Genomic DNA, 16805 nt, shown 5'->3' on the forward strand with positions numbered 1-16805 from the left:
CGGCGTTCTCGCGGACCAGTCACCTGGGCGAGGCTCAGGCGAGCACCCCCGGCGCGTCCCGGTCCGGCCCCCGGGACGTCGTCGTCAGGCGCTCGGGCGCCCGCCCTCGACGACCTCGACGCACTGCCGCGCGATGGCGAGCTCCTCCATCGTCGGGACGACCATGACGAGCGTGCTCGTCCAGTCGGGCGAGACGACGCGCGGCTCGCCGGAGTCGGCGGCGTTCCGGTCCGGGTCGACGGCGAGGCCGAGAGGCTCCAGACCGTCGACGACGGCCGCGCGCACGGCGGCGTCGTGCTCGCCGACACCGGCGGTGAACGCGAGGACGTCGACGCGGCCGAGGACGGCGTGGTACGCGCCGACGTACTTGCGCAGCCGGTGGATGTACACGTCGAACGCCCGCTGCGCGTCGGCGTCGCCGGCGTCGATGAGGCGGCGCAGCTCGCGGAAGTCGTTGACGCCCGACAGGCCCTTGACGCCGGAGCGCTTGTTGAACAGGTCGTCGATCTCGTCGATGCTCATGCCGGCGTTGCGGGCGAGGTGGAACACGACGGCCGCGTCGATGTCGCCCGTGCGGGTGCCCATGACGAGGCCTTCGAGCGGGGTCATGCCCATGGACGTGTCGACCGCGACGCCACCGCGCACGGCGGACGCCGACGCCCCGTTGCCGAGGTGCAGCACGATCGTGTTGAGGCTCTCGATGCGGCGTCCGAGGACGCGGGCGACCTTGCCGGAGACGTACTGGTGGCTCGTGCCGTGGAACCCGTAGCGGCGCACGCCGTGCTCCTGCGCGACCGCGCGGTCGAGCGCGTAGGTCGACGCGGCGTCGGGCAGGGACGAGAAGAACGCGGTGTCGAAGACGGCGACGTGCGGCACGTCGGGCAGGAGCTCGCGCGCGACGCGGATGCCGGTGACGTTCGGCGGGTTGTGCAGCGGCGCGAGCGGGGACAGCTCGTCGATCTGCCGCTCGACGTCGTCGTCGACGAGCACCGGCCGGGAGAACACCGCGCCGCCGTGCACGACGCGGTGGCCCACCGCGTACACGTCCGCGTCCGACAGGTCCGGGCCGATCTCGTCGAACAGGCCGAGCGCGATGCGCAGGGCCTCGCCGTGGTCGGCGACGGGCTGCTCGCGCGTCGTCGTGTTCCCTGCGAAGCGGTGCGTGACGATCCCCGACTCCTCGCCGATCCGCTCGACGGTGCCGGCGGCGATCGCCTCCCCGCCGACCGGGTTGACGAGCTGATACTTCAGCGACGACGAGCCGGAGTTCATGACGAGGACCGAGCCGTGCGCCCCGTACGCGCTGTAGGGGTTGGGGCGCTCGCCCTCGGGCAGGATCGTCATGAGGTGGCTCCCTGGGAGACGGGGGTCGTGGACGCGGGGCCGGCGGGCGCGGCCGTGTCGCCCGCGGCGGTGGCGGGCGCCTGCGCCTGGATGGCGGTGATCGCGACAGTGTTGACGATGTCCTGCACGAGCGCGCCGCGCGACAGGTCGTTCACCGGCTTGTTGAGGCCCTGCCAGCACGGGCCCGACGGCGACCGCGCCGGCCGAGCGCTGGACCGCCTTGTACGTGTTGTTGCCCGTGTTGAGGTCCGGGAAGATGAACACCGTCGCGCGACCCGCGACGTCCGAGCCGGGCATCTTCGACGCGGCGACGGACGCGTCGACGGCGGCGTCGTACTGGATCGGACCCTCGACGAAGAGGTCGGGACGCCGCTCGCGCACGAGGGCGGTGCCGCGGCGCACCTTGTCGACGTCGGCGCCCGAGCCGGACTCGCCCGTCGAGTACGACAGCATCGCGACCCGCTGGTCGATGCCGAACTGTGCCGCCGTCGCGGACGAGGAGATCGCGATGTCCGCGAGCTGCTCGGCGGTCGGGTCGGGGATGACGGCGCAGTCGCCGTAGACGAGCACGCGGTCCTCGAGGCACATGAGGAACACCGAGGACACGACGGAGACGCCGGGCTGGGTCTTGATGATCTCGAACGACGGCTTGATGGTGTGCGCCGTCGTGTGCTTCGCGCCCGACACCATGCCGTCGGCGAGACCGAGGTGGACCATCATCGTGCCGAAGTACGACACGTCCTGGACGCGCTCGCGCGCCTCGTCGAGCGTCACGCCCTTGTGCGCCCGCAGCGCCTGGTACTCGGCGGCGAAACGCTCGACGTGCTCCGGGTCGTGCGGGCTCAGCACGGTCGCGGCGTCGATGTCGAGCCCGAGCTCGGCGGCGCGGGCGCGCACGCGCTGCTCGTCGCCGAGGATCGTCAGGTCGGCCACCTGGCGCCCGAGCAGGGTCGACGCCGCGCGCAGGATGCGGTCGTCGTCTCCCTCGGGGAGCACCACGCGCTTGCGGTCGGCGCGTGCGCGCGAGAGCAGCTCGTACTCGAACATCAGCGGCGTGACGACCTCGGGCCTGGGCACGTCGAGGCCCGCGAGAAGCTCGGCGCCGTCGACGCTCTGCTCGAACAGCGCGAGCGCGGTGTCCACCTTGCGCTGGGCGTCCTTGGTGACGCGCCCGCGCGCCCGCGACGCGGCGCTCGCGGTGCGGAACGTGCCGAGCTCCGTGCGGATGATCGGCAGGCTGGGGTCGAGGTCCGCGACGAGCCGGGCCGTCGACTCCGGCGGGAAGAACCCGCCGTTGAGGATCACGCCCGCGAGCGACGGGAAGCCGGAAGCGGAGTGCGCGGCGAGCAGGCCGATGACGATGTCGACGCGGTCCCCGGGCGTGATCACGACCGCGCCGTCCGTCAGCCGGTCGAGCAGGTGCTCGAACGACATGGCCCCGACGAGCAGGTCCGTCGCCTCGCGCGCGAGCAGCGCCTCCTCGCCGAATGCGAGCGTGCCGTCCACCGCCTCCATGAGCGCGCGGACCGTCGGTGCGTCGAGGAACGGGTCCTCGGGCACGGCCCAGCCGGGCAGCCGCCGTGCGTCCGGGGCTGCGCCCGCCGAGCCTCCCGACGGCACCTCGCCCCGCCCGCGCGGAGCCCCGTCCGGTCCGAGGGTCCCGAGCAGGGCGCGGACCGTGTCCAGGTCGTCGGGGCGCACCCGGTTCGCCACGACGCCGATGGGCTGCGCGTGCTGCGACCGCAGCTCGGCGACGCTCACCTCGACGAGGTTGCCCACGGCGTCGGGCGTGCGGTCCTTGCCCGAGACGACGAGGAGCACGGGCGCCCCGAGGTTCGCCGCGACCCGGGCGTTGAACGCCAGCTCCGTCGGGCCCGCGACGTCCGTGTAGTCGGTGCCCACGACGAGGACGACGTCGCACGCGCTCGCGACCTCGTGGTAGCGGGTGAGGATGCGCGAGAGCGCCGCCTCCGGGTCGGCGTGCACGTCCTCGTACGTGACGCCGATCGCCTGCTCCGTGGTGAGGTCCACCCCGTCGTGCGCGAGCAGCAGCTCGAGCACGTAGTCCTGGACGTCCGGCCCGGCGGCCCGCGTGACCGGGCGGAAGACCCCGATCCGCTGGACCTTGCGGGCCAGGAGGTCGAGCACGCCGAGCGCGACGGTGGACTTCCCCGTCTCGCCCTCGGGCGAGGCGATGTAGATGCTGCGAGCCGGTCCGCTCACTCGTTGTCCCCTCCGGTGTCCTGCGCGGCCGCAGGGCCGCCGTTGTACTGCGGGCCGCCCTGCTCGGTCCCGGTCTCGCCCACGTCCGGCCACACCCAGTCGCGCACCTCCGGGATGTCCTCGCCGTGCTCGCGGGTCCACTGCCGCGCGCGCAGCCGCGCGTCGACCATGCGCTGGCGCAGGCCCGCGGCACGCGACCGCAACGACGGGACGCGGTCGATGACGTCGATGACGAGGTGGTACCGGTCGATGTCGTTGAGCATCGCCATGTCGAAGGGCGTCGTCGTCGTGCCCTCCTCCTTGTACCCGCGCACGTGGATGTTCGGGTGGTTCGTGCGGCGGTACGTGAGGCGGTGGATGAGCCACGGGTAGCCGTGGTAGTCGAAGATGACCGGCTTGTCGGTCGTGAACAGGGTGTCGAAGTCCTTGTCCGACAGGCCGTGCGGGTGCTCCTTCTCGTCCTGCAGGCGCATGAGGTCCACGACGTTCACGACGCGCACCTTGAGGTCGGGCAGGTGCCGGCGCAGGAGGTCCGCCGCGGCGAGCGTCTCGAGCGTCGGGACGTCGCCCGCGCACGCGAGCACGACGTCGGGGTCCTCGCCCTCGACCTCGGTGCCGGCCCACTCCCAGATGCCGAGCCCGCGCGTGCAGTGCGCGATCGCGGCGTCCATCGACAGGAACTGCGGGCCCGGCTGCTTGCCCGCCACGACGACGTTGACGTACTGCCGCGACCGCAGGCAGTGGTCGTACGTCGACAGGAGGGTGTTGGCGTCCGGCGGCAGGTAGACCCGGACGATCTCCGCCTTCTTGTTGACGACGTGGTCGATGAAGCCCGGGTCCTGGTGGGAGAAGCCGTTGTGGTCCTGGCGCCACACGTGGCTCGACAGCAGGTAGTTGAGGCTCGCGATCGGTCGGCGCCACGGGATGTGGTTGGTGACCTTGAGCCACTTCGCGTGCTGGTTGACCATCGAGTCGACGATGTGGATGAACGCCTCGTAGCTGGTGAACAGCCCGTGCCGCCCGGTGAGCAGGTAGCCCTCCAGCCAGCCCTGGCACTGGTGCTCCGAGAGCATCTCCATGACGCGCCCCGCGCGGGCGAGGTGCTCGTCGACGTCCGGCCCGTAGAACTCCGCGTTCCACTGCTTGTCGGTGCTGTCGTAGACGGCCTGGAGCCGGTTGGACGCCACCTCGTCCGGGCCGAAGATCCGGAAGTTGTCCGGGTTGCGCCGCACGACGTCGTCGAGCCACGTCCCGAGCACGCGCGTCGCCTCGGCCACACCCTCCCCGGGCGAACGGACCTCCACCGCGTAGTCGCGGAAGTCGGGCAGGCGCAGGTCCTTGAGCAGCAGCCCGCCGTTCGCGTGCGGGTTGTCGCTCATGCGCAGCGTCCCCGGAGGGGCGAGCGCGGCGACGTCGTCGACGAGCCGGCCGTCCTCGTCGAACAGCTCGTCGGGCCGGTAGGACTCGAGCCAGTCCTTCAGCGTCTGGAGGTGCTCGGGCGTGTCGCGCGCGCTGGAGAGGGGAACCTGGTGCGCGCGCCACGAGTCCTCGGTCTTCTTCCGTCGATCTCGGGCGGCACGTCCAGCCCTTGGGGGTGCGGAAGACGATCATCGGCCACGCCGGGCGCTCGTCGCTGCCCTCGTGCGCCTCGCGCTTGATCTGCGCGATGTGGTTGAGCACCTCGTCGAGGAGCTCCGCGAAGCGCTGGTGCGCCTCCATCGGGTCCTCGTCGTCGAACCCGCCGGTGAAGAAGTACGGCGTGTGGCCGTACCCGATCATGAGGTCGCGCAGCTCGTCGTCGCTGATGCGCGCGAGCACCGTGGGGTTGGCGATCTTGTACCCGTTGAGGTGCAGGATGGGCAGGACCACGCCGTCGTTGCGGGCGTGACGAACTTGTTCGAGTGCCAGCTCGTCGCGAGCGGACCGGTCTCGGCCTCGCCGTCGCCGACGACGGCCGCGACGAGCAGGTCGGGGTTGTCGAACGCTGCGCCGTACGCGTGGGAGAGGGCGTAGCCGAGCTCGCCGCCCTCGTGGATCGACCCCGGGGTCTCGGGTGCACGTGGCTCGGGATGCCGCCGGGGAAGGAGAACTGGCGGAACAGGCGCCGCATGCCCTCGGTGTCCTGGGTGACGTCGGAGTAGATCTCCGAGTAGGTGCCCTCGAGGTAGGTGTTGGCGACGAGCCCCGGGCCGCCGTGACCCGGGCCGGCGACGTAGATCGTGGACTGGCGGCGCTGGGCGATCGCGCGGTTGAGGTGCGCGTACAGGAAGTTCAGCCCGGGCGCGTGCCCCAGTGCCCGAGCAGGCGCGGCTTGACGTCGTCGCGCGTGAGCGGGGTCCGCAGCAGCGGGTTCGCCAGGAGATAGATCTGTCCGACGGACAGGTAGTTCGCCGCACGCCACCACGCGTCGACGCGGCGCAGCGTCTCGTCGTCGAGCGGCGCGACCTCCGTGGTGCGCCAGGGGTTCGTGGGGGTGGCCGTGGTCGTGCTCATCTCACGCTCCTGCGGGACGGGGTTCGCGGACGACTACGCATTCATACAACCGCATGCGGGAGGTGGCTGCACGAGGTTCCCCGCCGCGGCGCGGTGTGACGTGCGTCGTCGGGGCGGGAAAGGGACGAAGGTCCCGGGCGACCGACCGTGACGCGGGACCTCCGGCACGGGACGGCGGGGCCCTGGGCCGATTCGGGCGGACCGTCCTCGCGCCGTTACCGTGGGCACGTGCCCGAGACCGCCGCCCCTCGCTCGTTCTGGGCGGTCGCCCGCCAGCCCCGCATGATCGGTCTGCTCGTGCTGTTCCTCGTCGCCGCGGCGGTGTGCGCCCGGCTCGGGGTCTGGCAGCTCGACCGGGCCCAGCAGCGCGCCGACCTCGCCGCGCAGCAGGAGGCCGCCGAGGCGGAGGCCGAGGGGCCCGAGGGCCTCGGGGTGCTGCTGCCGCCGCAGACGACGTTCCCCGGCGAGCTCGTGGGCCGCCAGGCCTGGGTCGAGGGGGAGTACGAGCCCGACGAGCAGCTGCTCGTGGCGGGGCGCGCGCTCGACGGTCGCGAGGGTTTCCTCGTGCTCACGCCGCTGCGCGTCACCGACGACGGCACGGGCGGGGCGTCGTGGCAGGACCTCTCCGGTGCGCCCGTGCTGCCGGTCGTGCGCGGGTGGGTCCCCACGCCCGACGCGGGCGCGGCGCTCGAGGTGCCGGACGGCGTCGTCCGGCTCACCGGCTACCTCCAGGCCTCCGAGGCGGCGGGGGAGGCGGAGCTGCCTGCCGGCCGGACCGACTCGATCTCCACCGGCGCGCTCGTCAACGACTGGGGCGGCCCCATCTACTCGGGCTACCTCGTGCTCATCGCCTCCGACCCGGCGCAGGTCGCCGCCGCCGACGGCGGCCCCGGGATCCTGCCGCGCCCGACGATCGAGGGTGGGACGGGGCTCAACCTGCAGAACGTGTTCTACGCGCTGCAGTGGTGGGTGTTCGGCGGGTTCGCCGTCCTGCTGTGGCTCCGGCTCGTCCGCGACGAGGTCGCCGGCGGGCGCGGGGCGGGCGCGGCGACGACGACGGGATCGCCGGCCTGCCCGCCACGGCGTCGTCGCGGTGAGGTCCCTCCCTGCCCCGACGGGTGATCTCGGCCCGCGCTACTCCTGCTGCCAGGAGTGCCACAGGCGCGCGTAGTCGCCGCCGGCGGCGACGAGCTCGTCGTGCGGACCGATCTCGCTGATCCGCCCGCCGTCGACCACGGCCACGCGGTCCGCGTCGTGCGCGGTGTGCAGGCGGTGCGCGATGGCCACGACCGTCCGGCCCTCGAGCACCCCGTTGAGCGACCGCTCGAGGTGCCGCGCGCGCGCGGGTCGAGGAGCGACGTGGCCTCGTCGAGCACGAGCGTGTGCGGGTCGAGCAGGACGAGCCGGGCGAGCGCGACCTGCTGGGCCTGGGCCGGCGTCAGGGCATGGCCGCCCGACCCGACGACCGTCTCGAGGCCGTCGGGCAGCGCCTGCGCCCAGCCGAGCGCGTCGACGGCGCCCAGCGCCGCGCGCAGCCGCTCGTCGCTCGCGCCGACGTCGGCGAGACGCAGGTTCTCGGCGACGGTGCCCACGAACACGTGGTGCTCCTGCGTGACGAGCGCGACCTGGCGCCGCAGCTCGGTCAGCGGCAGGTCCACGAGCCGCACGCCGCCCACGCGCACGGTGCCCGCGGTGGGCGGGTGGATGCCGGCCAGCATGCGACCGAGCGTCGACTTGCCCGCCCCGGACGGCCCGACGACGGCGAGCCGCTCGCCCGGCGCGAGGTCGAGCGAGACGCCGTGGAGCACGGGGTGGCCCGCACGGTAGGCGTACTCGACGTCGCGCGCGACGACGCGGTCGTCGGCGGGTTCGTCGTCCGTCGCGGTGCGGTCCGTCGGGACCAGCGAGACCCCGACGATGCGCGCGTAGGACGCCGCCGCGACCTGGATCTCGTCGAGCCAGAAGATGAGGTTCCACACCGGGCCGGCGAGCTGGAACGCGTACGTGGTGACGGTCGCGACGGCCCCCAGCGTCGTCTGGCCCTGGGTGAGGAGCCACGCACCCCAGACGAGCGCGGCGACGGGGGCGATCGCGATCGCGAGGTCGATGCCGGGGAACAGGACCGTGCGCAGGCCCAGCGTGTAGCGCTCGGCCGCGAACGCCTCGGACAGGTCCGCGCGGACGCGGTCCTGCCGGTGCTGCGCGAGGGACAGCGCGTCGACCGTCCGGGCGCCCTCGACGTTCTCGGTGATGGAGCCGTTGAGGGTCGCGTAGGCGGCGGCCTCGCGCTGGTAGCCCGCCGAGGCGCGCCGCAGGTACCAGCGCGCGACGACGACGAGCAGCGGTACGCCGACGAACAGCGCGAGCGCGACGAGCGGCGCGACGACGAGCGACGCGACGACCGTGAGAGCGAGGGTCACGACGGCGACGAGCAGCTGGGGGACGCCGAAGCGCACGGCGTGCTGGATGCGGTCGACGTCGTTGGTGGTGCGCGCGACGAGGTCGCCCGTGCCCGCGCGCTCGACGGTCGACAGGGGCAGCGACGTCACGGTGTCGACGAGCTCCTCGCGCAGGTCCGCGAAGACCGTCTCGCCGAACACCATGGAGATCCGCTGGGCGTACCGGCGCAGGACCGCCTGGGCGAGGACCGCAACCGCGCCGACGGCGACGACCGTCGTGACGTAGGCCGACGTCGTGCCCGCGGTCACGGCGTCGACGAGCCGCCCGAGGAGCCAGGGGCCGACGAGCCCGGCGACGGCCGCGAGCGTGTGCAGCACGGCGACGGCCCACAGCGTGCGCCGGTGGCGGGAGAACAGCCGCGCGGCGGCGGCGCGGACGGCGGGGCCGTCGGCGACGGGGAGCCTCATGCGTGCTCTCCTTCCGGGACGGGGGTGGTGCCGGTCGTGGCGGCCAGGACCGGGGGCGGTGCGTCGTCGAGCGAGCGCCCGACGACGCGGAGGTAGCGCGCCGCGTCGTCGTCCGGGGCGACGCCCTCGGCGTGGCCGCGCGCGACGAGGTCGCGGTGCGTGCCGCGCGCCGTCACGCGGCCGCCCTCGAGCAGCAGCACCTCGTCGACCTGCTCGAGGACGAGCGGGGACGCGGTCACCACGAGGGTCGTGCGCCCGCGCCGGGCTTGCGCGAGCCGGGCCGCGATCCGCGCCTCGGTGTGCGCGTCCACGGCGCTGGTCGGCTCGACGAGCACGAGGATCTCGGGGTCGGTGAGCAGCGCCCGGGCGAGCGCGACGCGCTGGCGCTGGCCGCCGGACAGCGAGCGCCCCTTCTCGGGAGCTCCCCGTCGAGCCCGTCCGGGACGGAGTCGAGGATGTCGTGCGCGTCGGCGGTCGTGATCGCCGCGAGCAGCCGGCCCTCGTCGGCGCGGCCGCGCGGGTCGAGCTCGTCGCGGAGGCGCCCCGAGAACAGCTGGGGCGTGGCCTCGGCGACGACGACGCGGTGCCGGAGGGCGAGCTTGTCGAGCTCCGCGAGCAGCGTCCCGCCGAGGCGGACGGGCGTGGCGGCCTCCGCCGCGTCGTCGAAGCGCCCGAGGCGCGTGGCGACGGCGGCCGACGCGTCCGGGTCGGCGCAGACGAGGGCGACGACGCGCCCGGGCTCGAGCACGAGCCCGCTCGTCTCGTCCACGAGCGGGCTGCCCTCCGGGGGCATGGGCGCCGTGGCGGGGGCGGCGCCCGCGGCGGGCACGACCGCGAGCACGCGGACGATCTTGCGGGCCGCGACGTGCGCGCGCGTGGCGATGTTGAGCATCTGCGTCGCGACCTGGAGCGGCCAGCCGAGGAACGCGGCGTACCCGTAGAACGCGACGAGCTGCCCGGGCGTGATGTCGCCGCGCAGCGCCGCCGTCGCGCCGAGGTAGACGACGAGCACGACGAGCAGACCCGGCAGGAGCACCTGGAGCGCGTCGAGCGTGGCCTGCGTGTGGGCGACCTTGACGCCGGCCTCGCGGACCGACTGCGACTGGCGCGCGTACCGGCCGACGAAGACGCGCTCGCCGCCGATCCCGCGCAGCACGCGCAGCCCCGAGACGGTGTCCGCGCCGAGCGTCGTGAGCCTGCCCTGCGCCTCGCGCTGGGCCGCCTGGCGCTGCTGCAGCGGCTTGACGAGCAGGGCGAGCACCGCGGCGACGGCGGGCAGGCCGAGCACGACCACCAGCCCGAGCTGCGGCGACGTGGACAGCATGACGACGGCCACGACGACGTACGCCCCGAGCGCGCCGAGGAACTGGCCGAGCATGGAGAAGAGCTGTCCGACACGCATCGCGTCGCTCGCCACCGTCGACACGACCTCCCCCGTGGGCAGCTCCTCGGTGATCGCGTCGCCCGAGCGCGCGGTGACGTCGCCCACGAGCTGCGAGGTCGTGAGCGCGGAACGGAGCCAGTTGGCCACGTCGAAGCGGTGCCCCACCACGCCGGTCACGACGACGCCGAGCCCGAGCGCGAGGAGCAGCCCCGCCCACCGGAAGAGGTCCGGGCCGAAGCCGGCGGACAGCCCCTCGTCGAGCGCGCGGCCCAGCATGTAGGGCTGCAGCGCCTGGCACGCGAAGTTCGCGAGACCCAGCAGGACGGCCGCCGCGAGCACGGTCCACTGGCGTCGTGCGATCCACAGCAGGAAGCGCGCGGGTCCGCGCAGGTCGGGGGTCCCCGGGTCGGGGAGGGGGAGGGGGCGCACGGTGTTCTACCCTAGGTTCGGCGTCCGACACGGGGCGACGCTTTATCGGATGAGGAACACTGCCATGACCACCCCCGAACCGACCACCGACCGCGTCGTGGCGGACCCCACCGGCACCGAGGCGGCACGGACCGCCATCCGGAAGGCGCGCGGTGCGCTCGCGCGCTACCGCGTCCTCGCGATCGTCACCGGCGTCATGCTGCTCGTCCTGTGCGTGGAGATGCTGGTGAAGTACGGCATCGGAGCGTTCACGGACGTCGAGCCGTTCGTGCGCTACGTCGAGTGGGTGCCGTTCGCGCACGGCTGGATCTACGTCGTGTACCTCGTCACGGTGCTCGACCTGTGGACGAAGATGCGGTGGGGCTGGGGCCGCCTGGCGACGATGGTGTTCGCCGGCGTCGTGCCGGTCATGTCGTTCGTGCTGGAGAAGAAGGTGCACGCCGAGGCGGAGGACAAGCTCGCGGTGCTGGAGGAGCGGTACGCGTCGTGACGTCCGGCGACGCCCCTGACCGGACCGCTCGCGCGGCCCCGCGGCTCGCGCCGCTGGTCGCGCCGGGGCGCGAGCTGTCCACGGCGGAGCTCGAACGCTACGCCCGCCACCTGTCGCTGCCAGGCGTCGGCCCCGCGGGGCAGCGCCGGCTCGCGGCGGCGCGCGTGCTCGTCGTCGGCGCGGGCGGCCTGGGCAGCCCCGCGCTGCTCTACCTCGCGGCCGCGGGCGTCGGCACGATCGGCGTGGTCGACGACGACGCGGTCGACCTGTCGAACCTGCAGCGCCAGGTCGTGCACGGCGGCGCCGACGTCGGACGGCGCAAGGTCGACTCCGCGCGCGACGCGATCGCCGACGTCAATCCCCACGTGCACGTCGTCCGGCACGCGCTGCGCCTCGACGCCGGCAACGCGCTCGACGTGCTGCGCGGCTACGACGTCGTGCTCGACGGCGCCGACAACTTCGCGACGCGCTACCTCGTCTCCGACGCCGCGGAGATCCTCGGGCTCCCGGTGGTGTGGGGCTCGATCTACCGCTTCCAGGGCCAGGTCAGCGTGTTCTGGGGCCGGCCCTGGTTCGCCGATGCCGATGGCGGCGCCGCCGACGCGTCCGCCACCGACGACGCCGACGACCCGGGCGCGGCGCCGCGCGGCGTGACCTACCGCGACGTCTTCCCCGTCCCTCCGCCGCCGGGCGCCGCACCCGACTGCGCGACCGGTGGCGTGCTCGGCGCGATGTGCGGCACCGTCGGGTCGGTCATGGCGACGGAGGCGGTCAAGCTCGTCACCGGCGCGGGCACGACCCTGTTCGGGCGTCTCGCCGTCTACGACGCGCTCGACCTCACGTGGCGCCAGCTCGCCGTGCGCCCGGACCCCGCGCGCGATCCCGTCACCGAGCTCCTCGCCGGCGACGACGCCTACGCCGCCTTCTGCGGCCTCGACCCGGCCGCCGCGCAGGGCGCCGGGGAGCACGCGGGCGACCCTGCGACGTCGGGCGCGCCCGACGGGTCCGGCGAGGTCGGCGCGCGCGAGGCGGCGGGCCTGCTCGCCGAGGGCGGCGCGACGTCGGCCGCCCCGTACCTGCTCGACGTGCGCGAGGACTGGGAGGCGCAGGTGCGGCCCGTGCCCGGCGCGGCGCTCGTCCCCAGCGGCACGTTCCTGGGCGGGGCGCCCGGTGCGCCGGACGACGCCGCGCGCGCCGCGCTCACGGGGCTCCCGGTCGACCGCCCGGTGCTCGTCGTGTGCGCCGCCGGGATGCGGTCGGCACGGGTGGCCGACGTCGCGCGCGCCGCGGGCGTGGACGCCCGCTCGGTCGTCGGCGGGGTCCCGGCGCTGCTCGCCGAGCTCGAGACCGCACCGCCCGCCGCGAGGTAGAGGGTTCCCCGCGAGAGGGAAGGAGATCTCCCTCTCCCTCGGGAAAAACCCTCGCCCTCGCGCCCGGCCGGCTCCCGCGTCGACGGTCGCCGGACCACGGGCCGCGGATCACAGGGCGAGGTCGAGGCGACCCTCCGGTGACGAGCTCGCGAGCGCGCCCTCGCGCCGGGGGATGCGGCCGGCTCCGGCGGCGAGCCGCCCCGACTCGACGGCGAGCCGCATCGCGTGCGCCATGCGCACCGGGTCCGCGGCGCGCGTGACGGCCGTCGCGAGCAGCACGCCGTCGCACCCCAGCTCCATGGCCAGCGCGGCGTCCGAGGCCGTGCCGATGCCCGCGTCGAGGATCACCGGGACGCGCGCCGCGGCGGCGATCGCCTCGATGTTGCGCGGGTTGAGGATGCCGAGCCCCGTGCCGATCGGCGCGCCCAGCGGCATGACGGCCGCGCACCCGACGTCCTCGAGCCGGCGCGCGAGGATCGGGTCGTCGTTGGTGTACGGCAGCACGACGAAGCCGTCGCGCACGAGCTGCTCGGCCGCCTCGACGAGGCCGACCGGGTCGGGCAGGAGCGTGACGTCGTCGGCGATCACCTCGAGCTTGACCCAGTCGGTGCCGCACGCCTCGCGCGCGAGCTGCGCGGTGAGCACCGCCTCGCGCACCGAGAAGCACCCGGCGGTGTTCGGCAGCGCGCGGATGCCGAGCCGGTCGAGCAGGCCCCAGATGCCGGCGTCGGTCGAGCCCGCGCCGCCCGGCCGCACGGCGACGCGACGCATCGCGACGGTCGTCAGCGCGGTCCCGGACGCGACGAGCGCGTCCTCGAGGGTGAGCAGGTTCGCGGCGCCGCCCGTTCCCATGACGAGGCGCGAGCCGACCGTCGTCCCGGCGACGACGAGCGGGTCTGCGTGCGGCGCGGGCGCGGTGCCCGACGGTGCGGTGCTCGTGGTGCTCGTGGTCATCGGTTCAGCCTCCCTGGACGGCGGTGACGATCTCCACACGGTCGCCGGGCTCGACGACGGTGCTCGCCCACGCGCGCGCGGGACGACGGCGTCGTTGATCGCCACCGCCACGCCCTGCGCGGCGCCGTCGGCGACGTGGGCCGGCGCGAGCGTGGCGACGAGGTCCTCGACGCCGGCGGGGCCGTCGAGCGGGTACGGCTCGCCGTTGACGAGGGCGGTCGGGTGAGCGGTCTGGGTCATGGGTCTCATCTCGGTGTCGCGGGGGTTCGGGCCGGGGTCGCGAACCCCGGGTCGTCCACCGATCCGGCCGCCGATCGGTCGGCAGACCGGGGTTCGGCAGCGCCGGCGGGGGCCGACGGGGGCGCAACCCGGGGTTCGGCGGTGGGGTGGCTCGCCGTGAAGCGGTCGGGGCGGGCGGCGGCGAGCGCGGCCGCGACGTCGTCGTCCAGGTGCTCGCCCGTGAGCCCGGCGACGACCGCGTCGGCGGTGAGCGGCGCGAGGAGCACGCCGTTGCGACCGTGGCCGGCCGCGACGTGCAGCCCCGGGACGCCCGTGGCGCCGATCAGCGGCAGGTTGTCGGGGCTCGCGGGGCGTGCGCGCGGGGTGACGTCGACGAGGGCCGCCTCGTCGAGTCCCGGGACGAGGGCCCGCGCGTCGCGCAGGAGCGCGAACACACCGCCCGCCGTCGCGCGCCGGTCGTCGGGGTTCTCCTCGGTCGTCGCCCCCACGACGATCTCGCGGTGCCCGGCGCGCGGGCCGTCGGGCACCGGGTCGCGCGGCACGACGTACACCGGGCGGCCCTGCACGAGGCCGCGCACGACGTGCTCGAGCGCGAGGTCCGGCCCGGCGTCGAGGCGCAGGGTCTGCCCCTTCACCGGTCGCGTCGGCACGCGGACCTGCGGCACGTCGGCGAGCAGCGCGCCGGTCTCCCAGCCCGCCGCGAGCACGACGGCGCCCGCCTGGTGGACGTCGCCCGCGTCGTCGTGCACGCCGACCACGCGGCCCGCGCCGTCACGGTCGAGGGCCGTCGCGGCGCGCGGCACGACGGCGCACCCCGGCGCCCGCTCGACCGCGCACCGGAGGGCGGCATGCGTCGCGCGCGGGTCGACGGCGTGGTCGGCCGGCGCCCACGCGGCACCGGCCAGGCGCGGGCCGAGGAGGGGCTCGCGCCGGCGCGCGTCGGTGGTCGTCAGCTCGTGCGACGCGAGGCCGTGCGCGGCGTGGAGCGCGAGGACGCGGCGCAGCAGCGCGAGGTCGTCGGCGTCGTAGGCGAGGGTGAGCGTCCCGGCGGTCCGCAGCCCGACGTCCGCGCCCGTCGCGTCGCCGAGCTCGGCGACGAAGCCCGGCCAGCGGGCCGCGCCCGCGAGGTGCAGCCGGAGCGCCGCGTCCTCGCCGAAGTCCGCCTCGGTGACCGGGGCCAGCATCCCGGCCGCGGCACGCGTCGCGCCGTCGCCCGGCCGCGGGTCGAGGACCGTCACGGTCAGCCCGGCGAGCGTCGCGCGCCACGCCACCGCGAGCCCCACGATCCCGCCGCCGACGACGACCACGTCGCGTGACCCGGCCGGTCGCCCGACGGGTGCCGCGACCGCGGACGGACGGACGTGCTGGTGCATGTGCGCTCCCTTCGCTGGCATGACCCAGATCAGGTTCGACGGTCGGCTCCTGCGCCCTCTCAGCCCCGTGCGGGGCTCCCGTGCTCCGGACACCGTACCCGGCGCGGCGACCGTCCGGCCCTACACTCCGTCGGATGAGCAGCCAGCCCGCGACGTCCGCGCCCCCGTCCACGTCCGACGCCGCGGCGGCCGCGCGCACCCGGCTCGCCGACGCGCGCCTGTACCTGTGCACCGACGCGCGCGAGGAGCGCGGCGACCTCGAGGACTTCCTCCACGCGGCGCTGGCGGGCGGCGTCGACGTGGTCCAGCTGCGCGACAAGACCCTCGACGTCGCGCGCGAGCTCGAGCTTCACGAGACGGTCGCGCGCGTCGCGGCCGAGCACGGCGCGCTGTGGGCGGTCAACGACCGGGCCGACGTCGCGGGGCTGGCGGGCGCACCCGTCGTCCACATGGGCCAGGGCGACCTGCCGGTCCCGGCGGTGCGCTCGCTCCTCGGCGGCGCGCCCGTGCTCGGGCGCTCGACCCACTCGGCGCAGGAGGCCGCCGCGGCCGAGGCCGACCCCGACGTCGACTACTTCTGCGTGGGCCCGCTGTGGGCGACGCCGACCAAGCCCGGCCGGGCGGCCGTCGGGCTCGAGCTGCTGCGCGACGTCGCCGGCACGGCGCCGACGACGCCCTGGTTCGCCATCGGGGGGATCGACGCCGACCGGCTCGATGCGGTGCTCGACGCCGGGGCGACGCGCGTCGTCGTCGTGCGGGCGATCACGGACGCGGCCGACCCGGAGGCGCGGCGCGCGCGCTGCGCGACCGCCTGGGCTGAGGGGCGGGCAGGTGCGCTCCAGCAGCGGAGTCCTCCCCATCTCGTCCGCTTCAGGCCCGGGTGGAGCGTGTGCGATGCTCACGGCGGCCGCGCGCCGCCCGCGCGCCGCGCCGCCCCCGGAACCTCTCGACAACCTCTCGACAACCTCTCGACACGGTCGAGCCCAGGACAGGAGAACCATGCCCCGCACGCGCCGTGCGCCCGTCGCCGCCGCCCTCGTCGCCCTCGTCCTCTCCGGATGCAGCCTGGTGCAGGGTGACGACGGCACACCGCCGTCGTCGGAGGCGTCGGCACCGTCGGCCGAGAACGGCGCGGGGACCGCCACGGAGGTCGGTACGGCGCGCGTCGCGGACGGCGTGATGGCCGAGCAGACGGTCGCCACCCCCCACGGCGGTGGGGACGCGCGCGGCGGCGAGCTCACGGTGACGGTCCGCGCGCTCGAGGTGCAGGGCGGCACGATGATGCTGCGCTGGGCGCTGCGCTGGGACGACGACGAGGCGCCGGCCGACGCCGACGTGAGCTACTACGACATGGGCGTCGAGCCCGTCGCGACGGTCACCGACCCGGTCAACCTCGTCGCCTACCGGCCGCTGTGCACGGAGGGCGCCTGGCAGCCGGACACCGAGAGCGCCACGGACCGCGGCCTGGAACAGCTGCGCTGCCAGGACTCGATGCTCGTCTCCCCGCTGGAGAACGTCTTCTTCGCGTTCCCCAACCACGGGACCGTGGAGGCGTACGCCGTGCTCCCCGCCCCGGAGGAACGGGTCGAGACGCTCGACGTGCTGCCCGCCGAGGGCCTGCCCGCGTTCACGGCCGTC

9 protein-coding genes, 5 pseudogenes and 1 riboswitch are annotated in these 16805 nt (G+C 75.0%); of the genes and pseudogenes, 4 read left to right on the plus strand and 10 right to left on the minus strand.

Going from position 1 to position 16805, the window contains the following annotated elements; all coding sequences use genetic code 11:
- Positions 1–84: 84 nt before the first annotated feature.
- From BJF88_RS06215 to BJF88_RS21450, 3 genes and pseudogenes are all read right to left on the minus strand, one after another.
- Entirely contained in the window at positions 85–1344 is a 1260-nt protein-coding gene (locus BJF88_RS06215) for an acetate/propionate family kinase (RefSeq protein ID WP_075828170.1), read from the minus strand.
- A pseudogene (pta, locus tag BJF88_RS21445) lies at positions 1341–3567 on the minus strand (phosphate acetyltransferase). Before pta ends, BJF88_RS06215 begins: the two are co-directional and overlap by 4 nt.
- A pseudogene (locus tag BJF88_RS21450) lies at positions 3564–6060 on the minus strand (phosphoketolase). Before BJF88_RS21450 ends, pta begins: the two co-directional pseudogenes overlap by 4 nt.
- A gap of 228 nt (positions 6061–6288) precedes the next feature.
- Between BJF88_RS21450 and BJF88_RS06230 the strand changes: the two are divergent.
- Positions 6289–7182: an SURF1 family protein gene (locus BJF88_RS06230; protein ID WP_255371812.1), complete on the plus strand. Its 894-nt coding sequence runs from the start codon at positions 6289–6291 to the stop codon at positions 7180–7182.
- A 12-nt stretch (positions 7183–7194) separates the two neighbouring features.
- Here the strand turns inward: BJF88_RS06230 and BJF88_RS06235 are convergent.
- From BJF88_RS06235 to BJF88_RS23170, 4 genes and pseudogenes are all read right to left on the minus strand, one after another.
- Positions 7195–8927 (minus strand): annotated as a pseudogene (locus BJF88_RS06235) (ABC transporter ATP-binding protein).
- Positions 8924–9166, minus strand: coding sequence for a hypothetical protein (locus BJF88_RS23160; protein WP_369824504.1), 243 nt, complete (start codon positions 9164–9166; stop codon positions 8924–8926). The pseudogene BJF88_RS06235 and the gene BJF88_RS23160 overlap by 4 nt, the downstream one beginning before the upstream one ends.
- 129 nt (positions 9167–9295) lie before the next feature.
- Positions 9296–9844, minus strand: a pseudogene (locus BJF88_RS23165) (hypothetical protein); the annotation flags it as partial.
- A gap of 50 nt (positions 9845–9894) precedes the next feature.
- Positions 9895–10587, minus strand: a pseudogene (locus tag BJF88_RS23170) (ABC transporter transmembrane domain-containing protein); the annotation flags it as partial.
- A 217-nt stretch (positions 10588–10804) separates the two neighbouring features.
- Between BJF88_RS23170 and BJF88_RS06245 the strand changes: the two are divergent.
- Both BJF88_RS06245 and BJF88_RS06250 read left to right on the plus strand, forming a co-directional pair.
- On the plus strand, positions 10805–11230 hold the full coding sequence (locus tag BJF88_RS06245; protein WP_075828172.1) for a DUF3817 domain-containing protein: 426 nt from the start codon (positions 10805–10807) through the stop codon (positions 11228–11230).
- Entirely contained in the window at positions 11227–12600 is a 1374-nt protein-coding gene (locus BJF88_RS06250; protein WP_075828173.1) for a ThiF family adenylyltransferase, read from the plus strand. The genes BJF88_RS06245 and BJF88_RS06250 overlap by 4 nt, the downstream gene beginning before the upstream one ends.
- 108 nt (positions 12601–12708) lie before the next feature.
- Here BJF88_RS06250 and BJF88_RS06255 read toward each other — a convergent pair whose 3' ends face one another.
- Together BJF88_RS06255 and thiO are read right to left on the minus strand one after the other, a co-directional pair.
- Complete coding sequence (locus BJF88_RS06255) at positions 12709–13554, minus strand: thiazole synthase (protein WP_075828198.1); 846 nt, start codon at positions 13552–13554, stop codon at positions 12709–12711.
- A 245-nt stretch (positions 13555–13799) separates the two neighbouring features.
- Positions 13800–15167, minus strand: coding sequence for a glycine oxidase ThiO (gene thiO / locus BJF88_RS06260; protein ID WP_139315934.1), 1368 nt, complete (start codon positions 15165–15167; stop codon positions 13800–13802).
- Positions 15157–15259, minus strand: a riboswitch (TPP riboswitch). It overlaps the preceding gene by 11 nt.
- 42 nt (positions 15260–15301) lie before the next feature.
- Between thiO and thiE the strand changes: the two genes are divergently transcribed.
- Complete coding sequence (gene thiE, locus BJF88_RS06265; protein WP_369824500.1) at positions 15302–16246, plus strand: thiamine phosphate synthase; 945 nt, start codon at positions 15302–15304, stop codon at positions 16244–16246.
- A gap of 321 nt (positions 16247–16567) precedes the next feature.
- On the opposite strand, the gene BJF88_RS06270 is transcribed toward thiE, so the two are convergent.
- A complete protein-coding gene (locus tag BJF88_RS06270; protein WP_158068886.1) occupies positions 16568–16798 on the minus strand; it encodes a hypothetical protein in 231 nt (76 codons plus the stop codon).
- Positions 16799–16805: the final 7 nt, after the last annotated feature.

Source organism: Cellulosimicrobium sp. CUA-896 (assembly GCF_001942335.1).
Taxonomy (GTDB): domain Bacteria; phylum Actinomycetota; class Actinomycetes; order Actinomycetales; family Cellulomonadaceae; genus Cellulosimicrobium.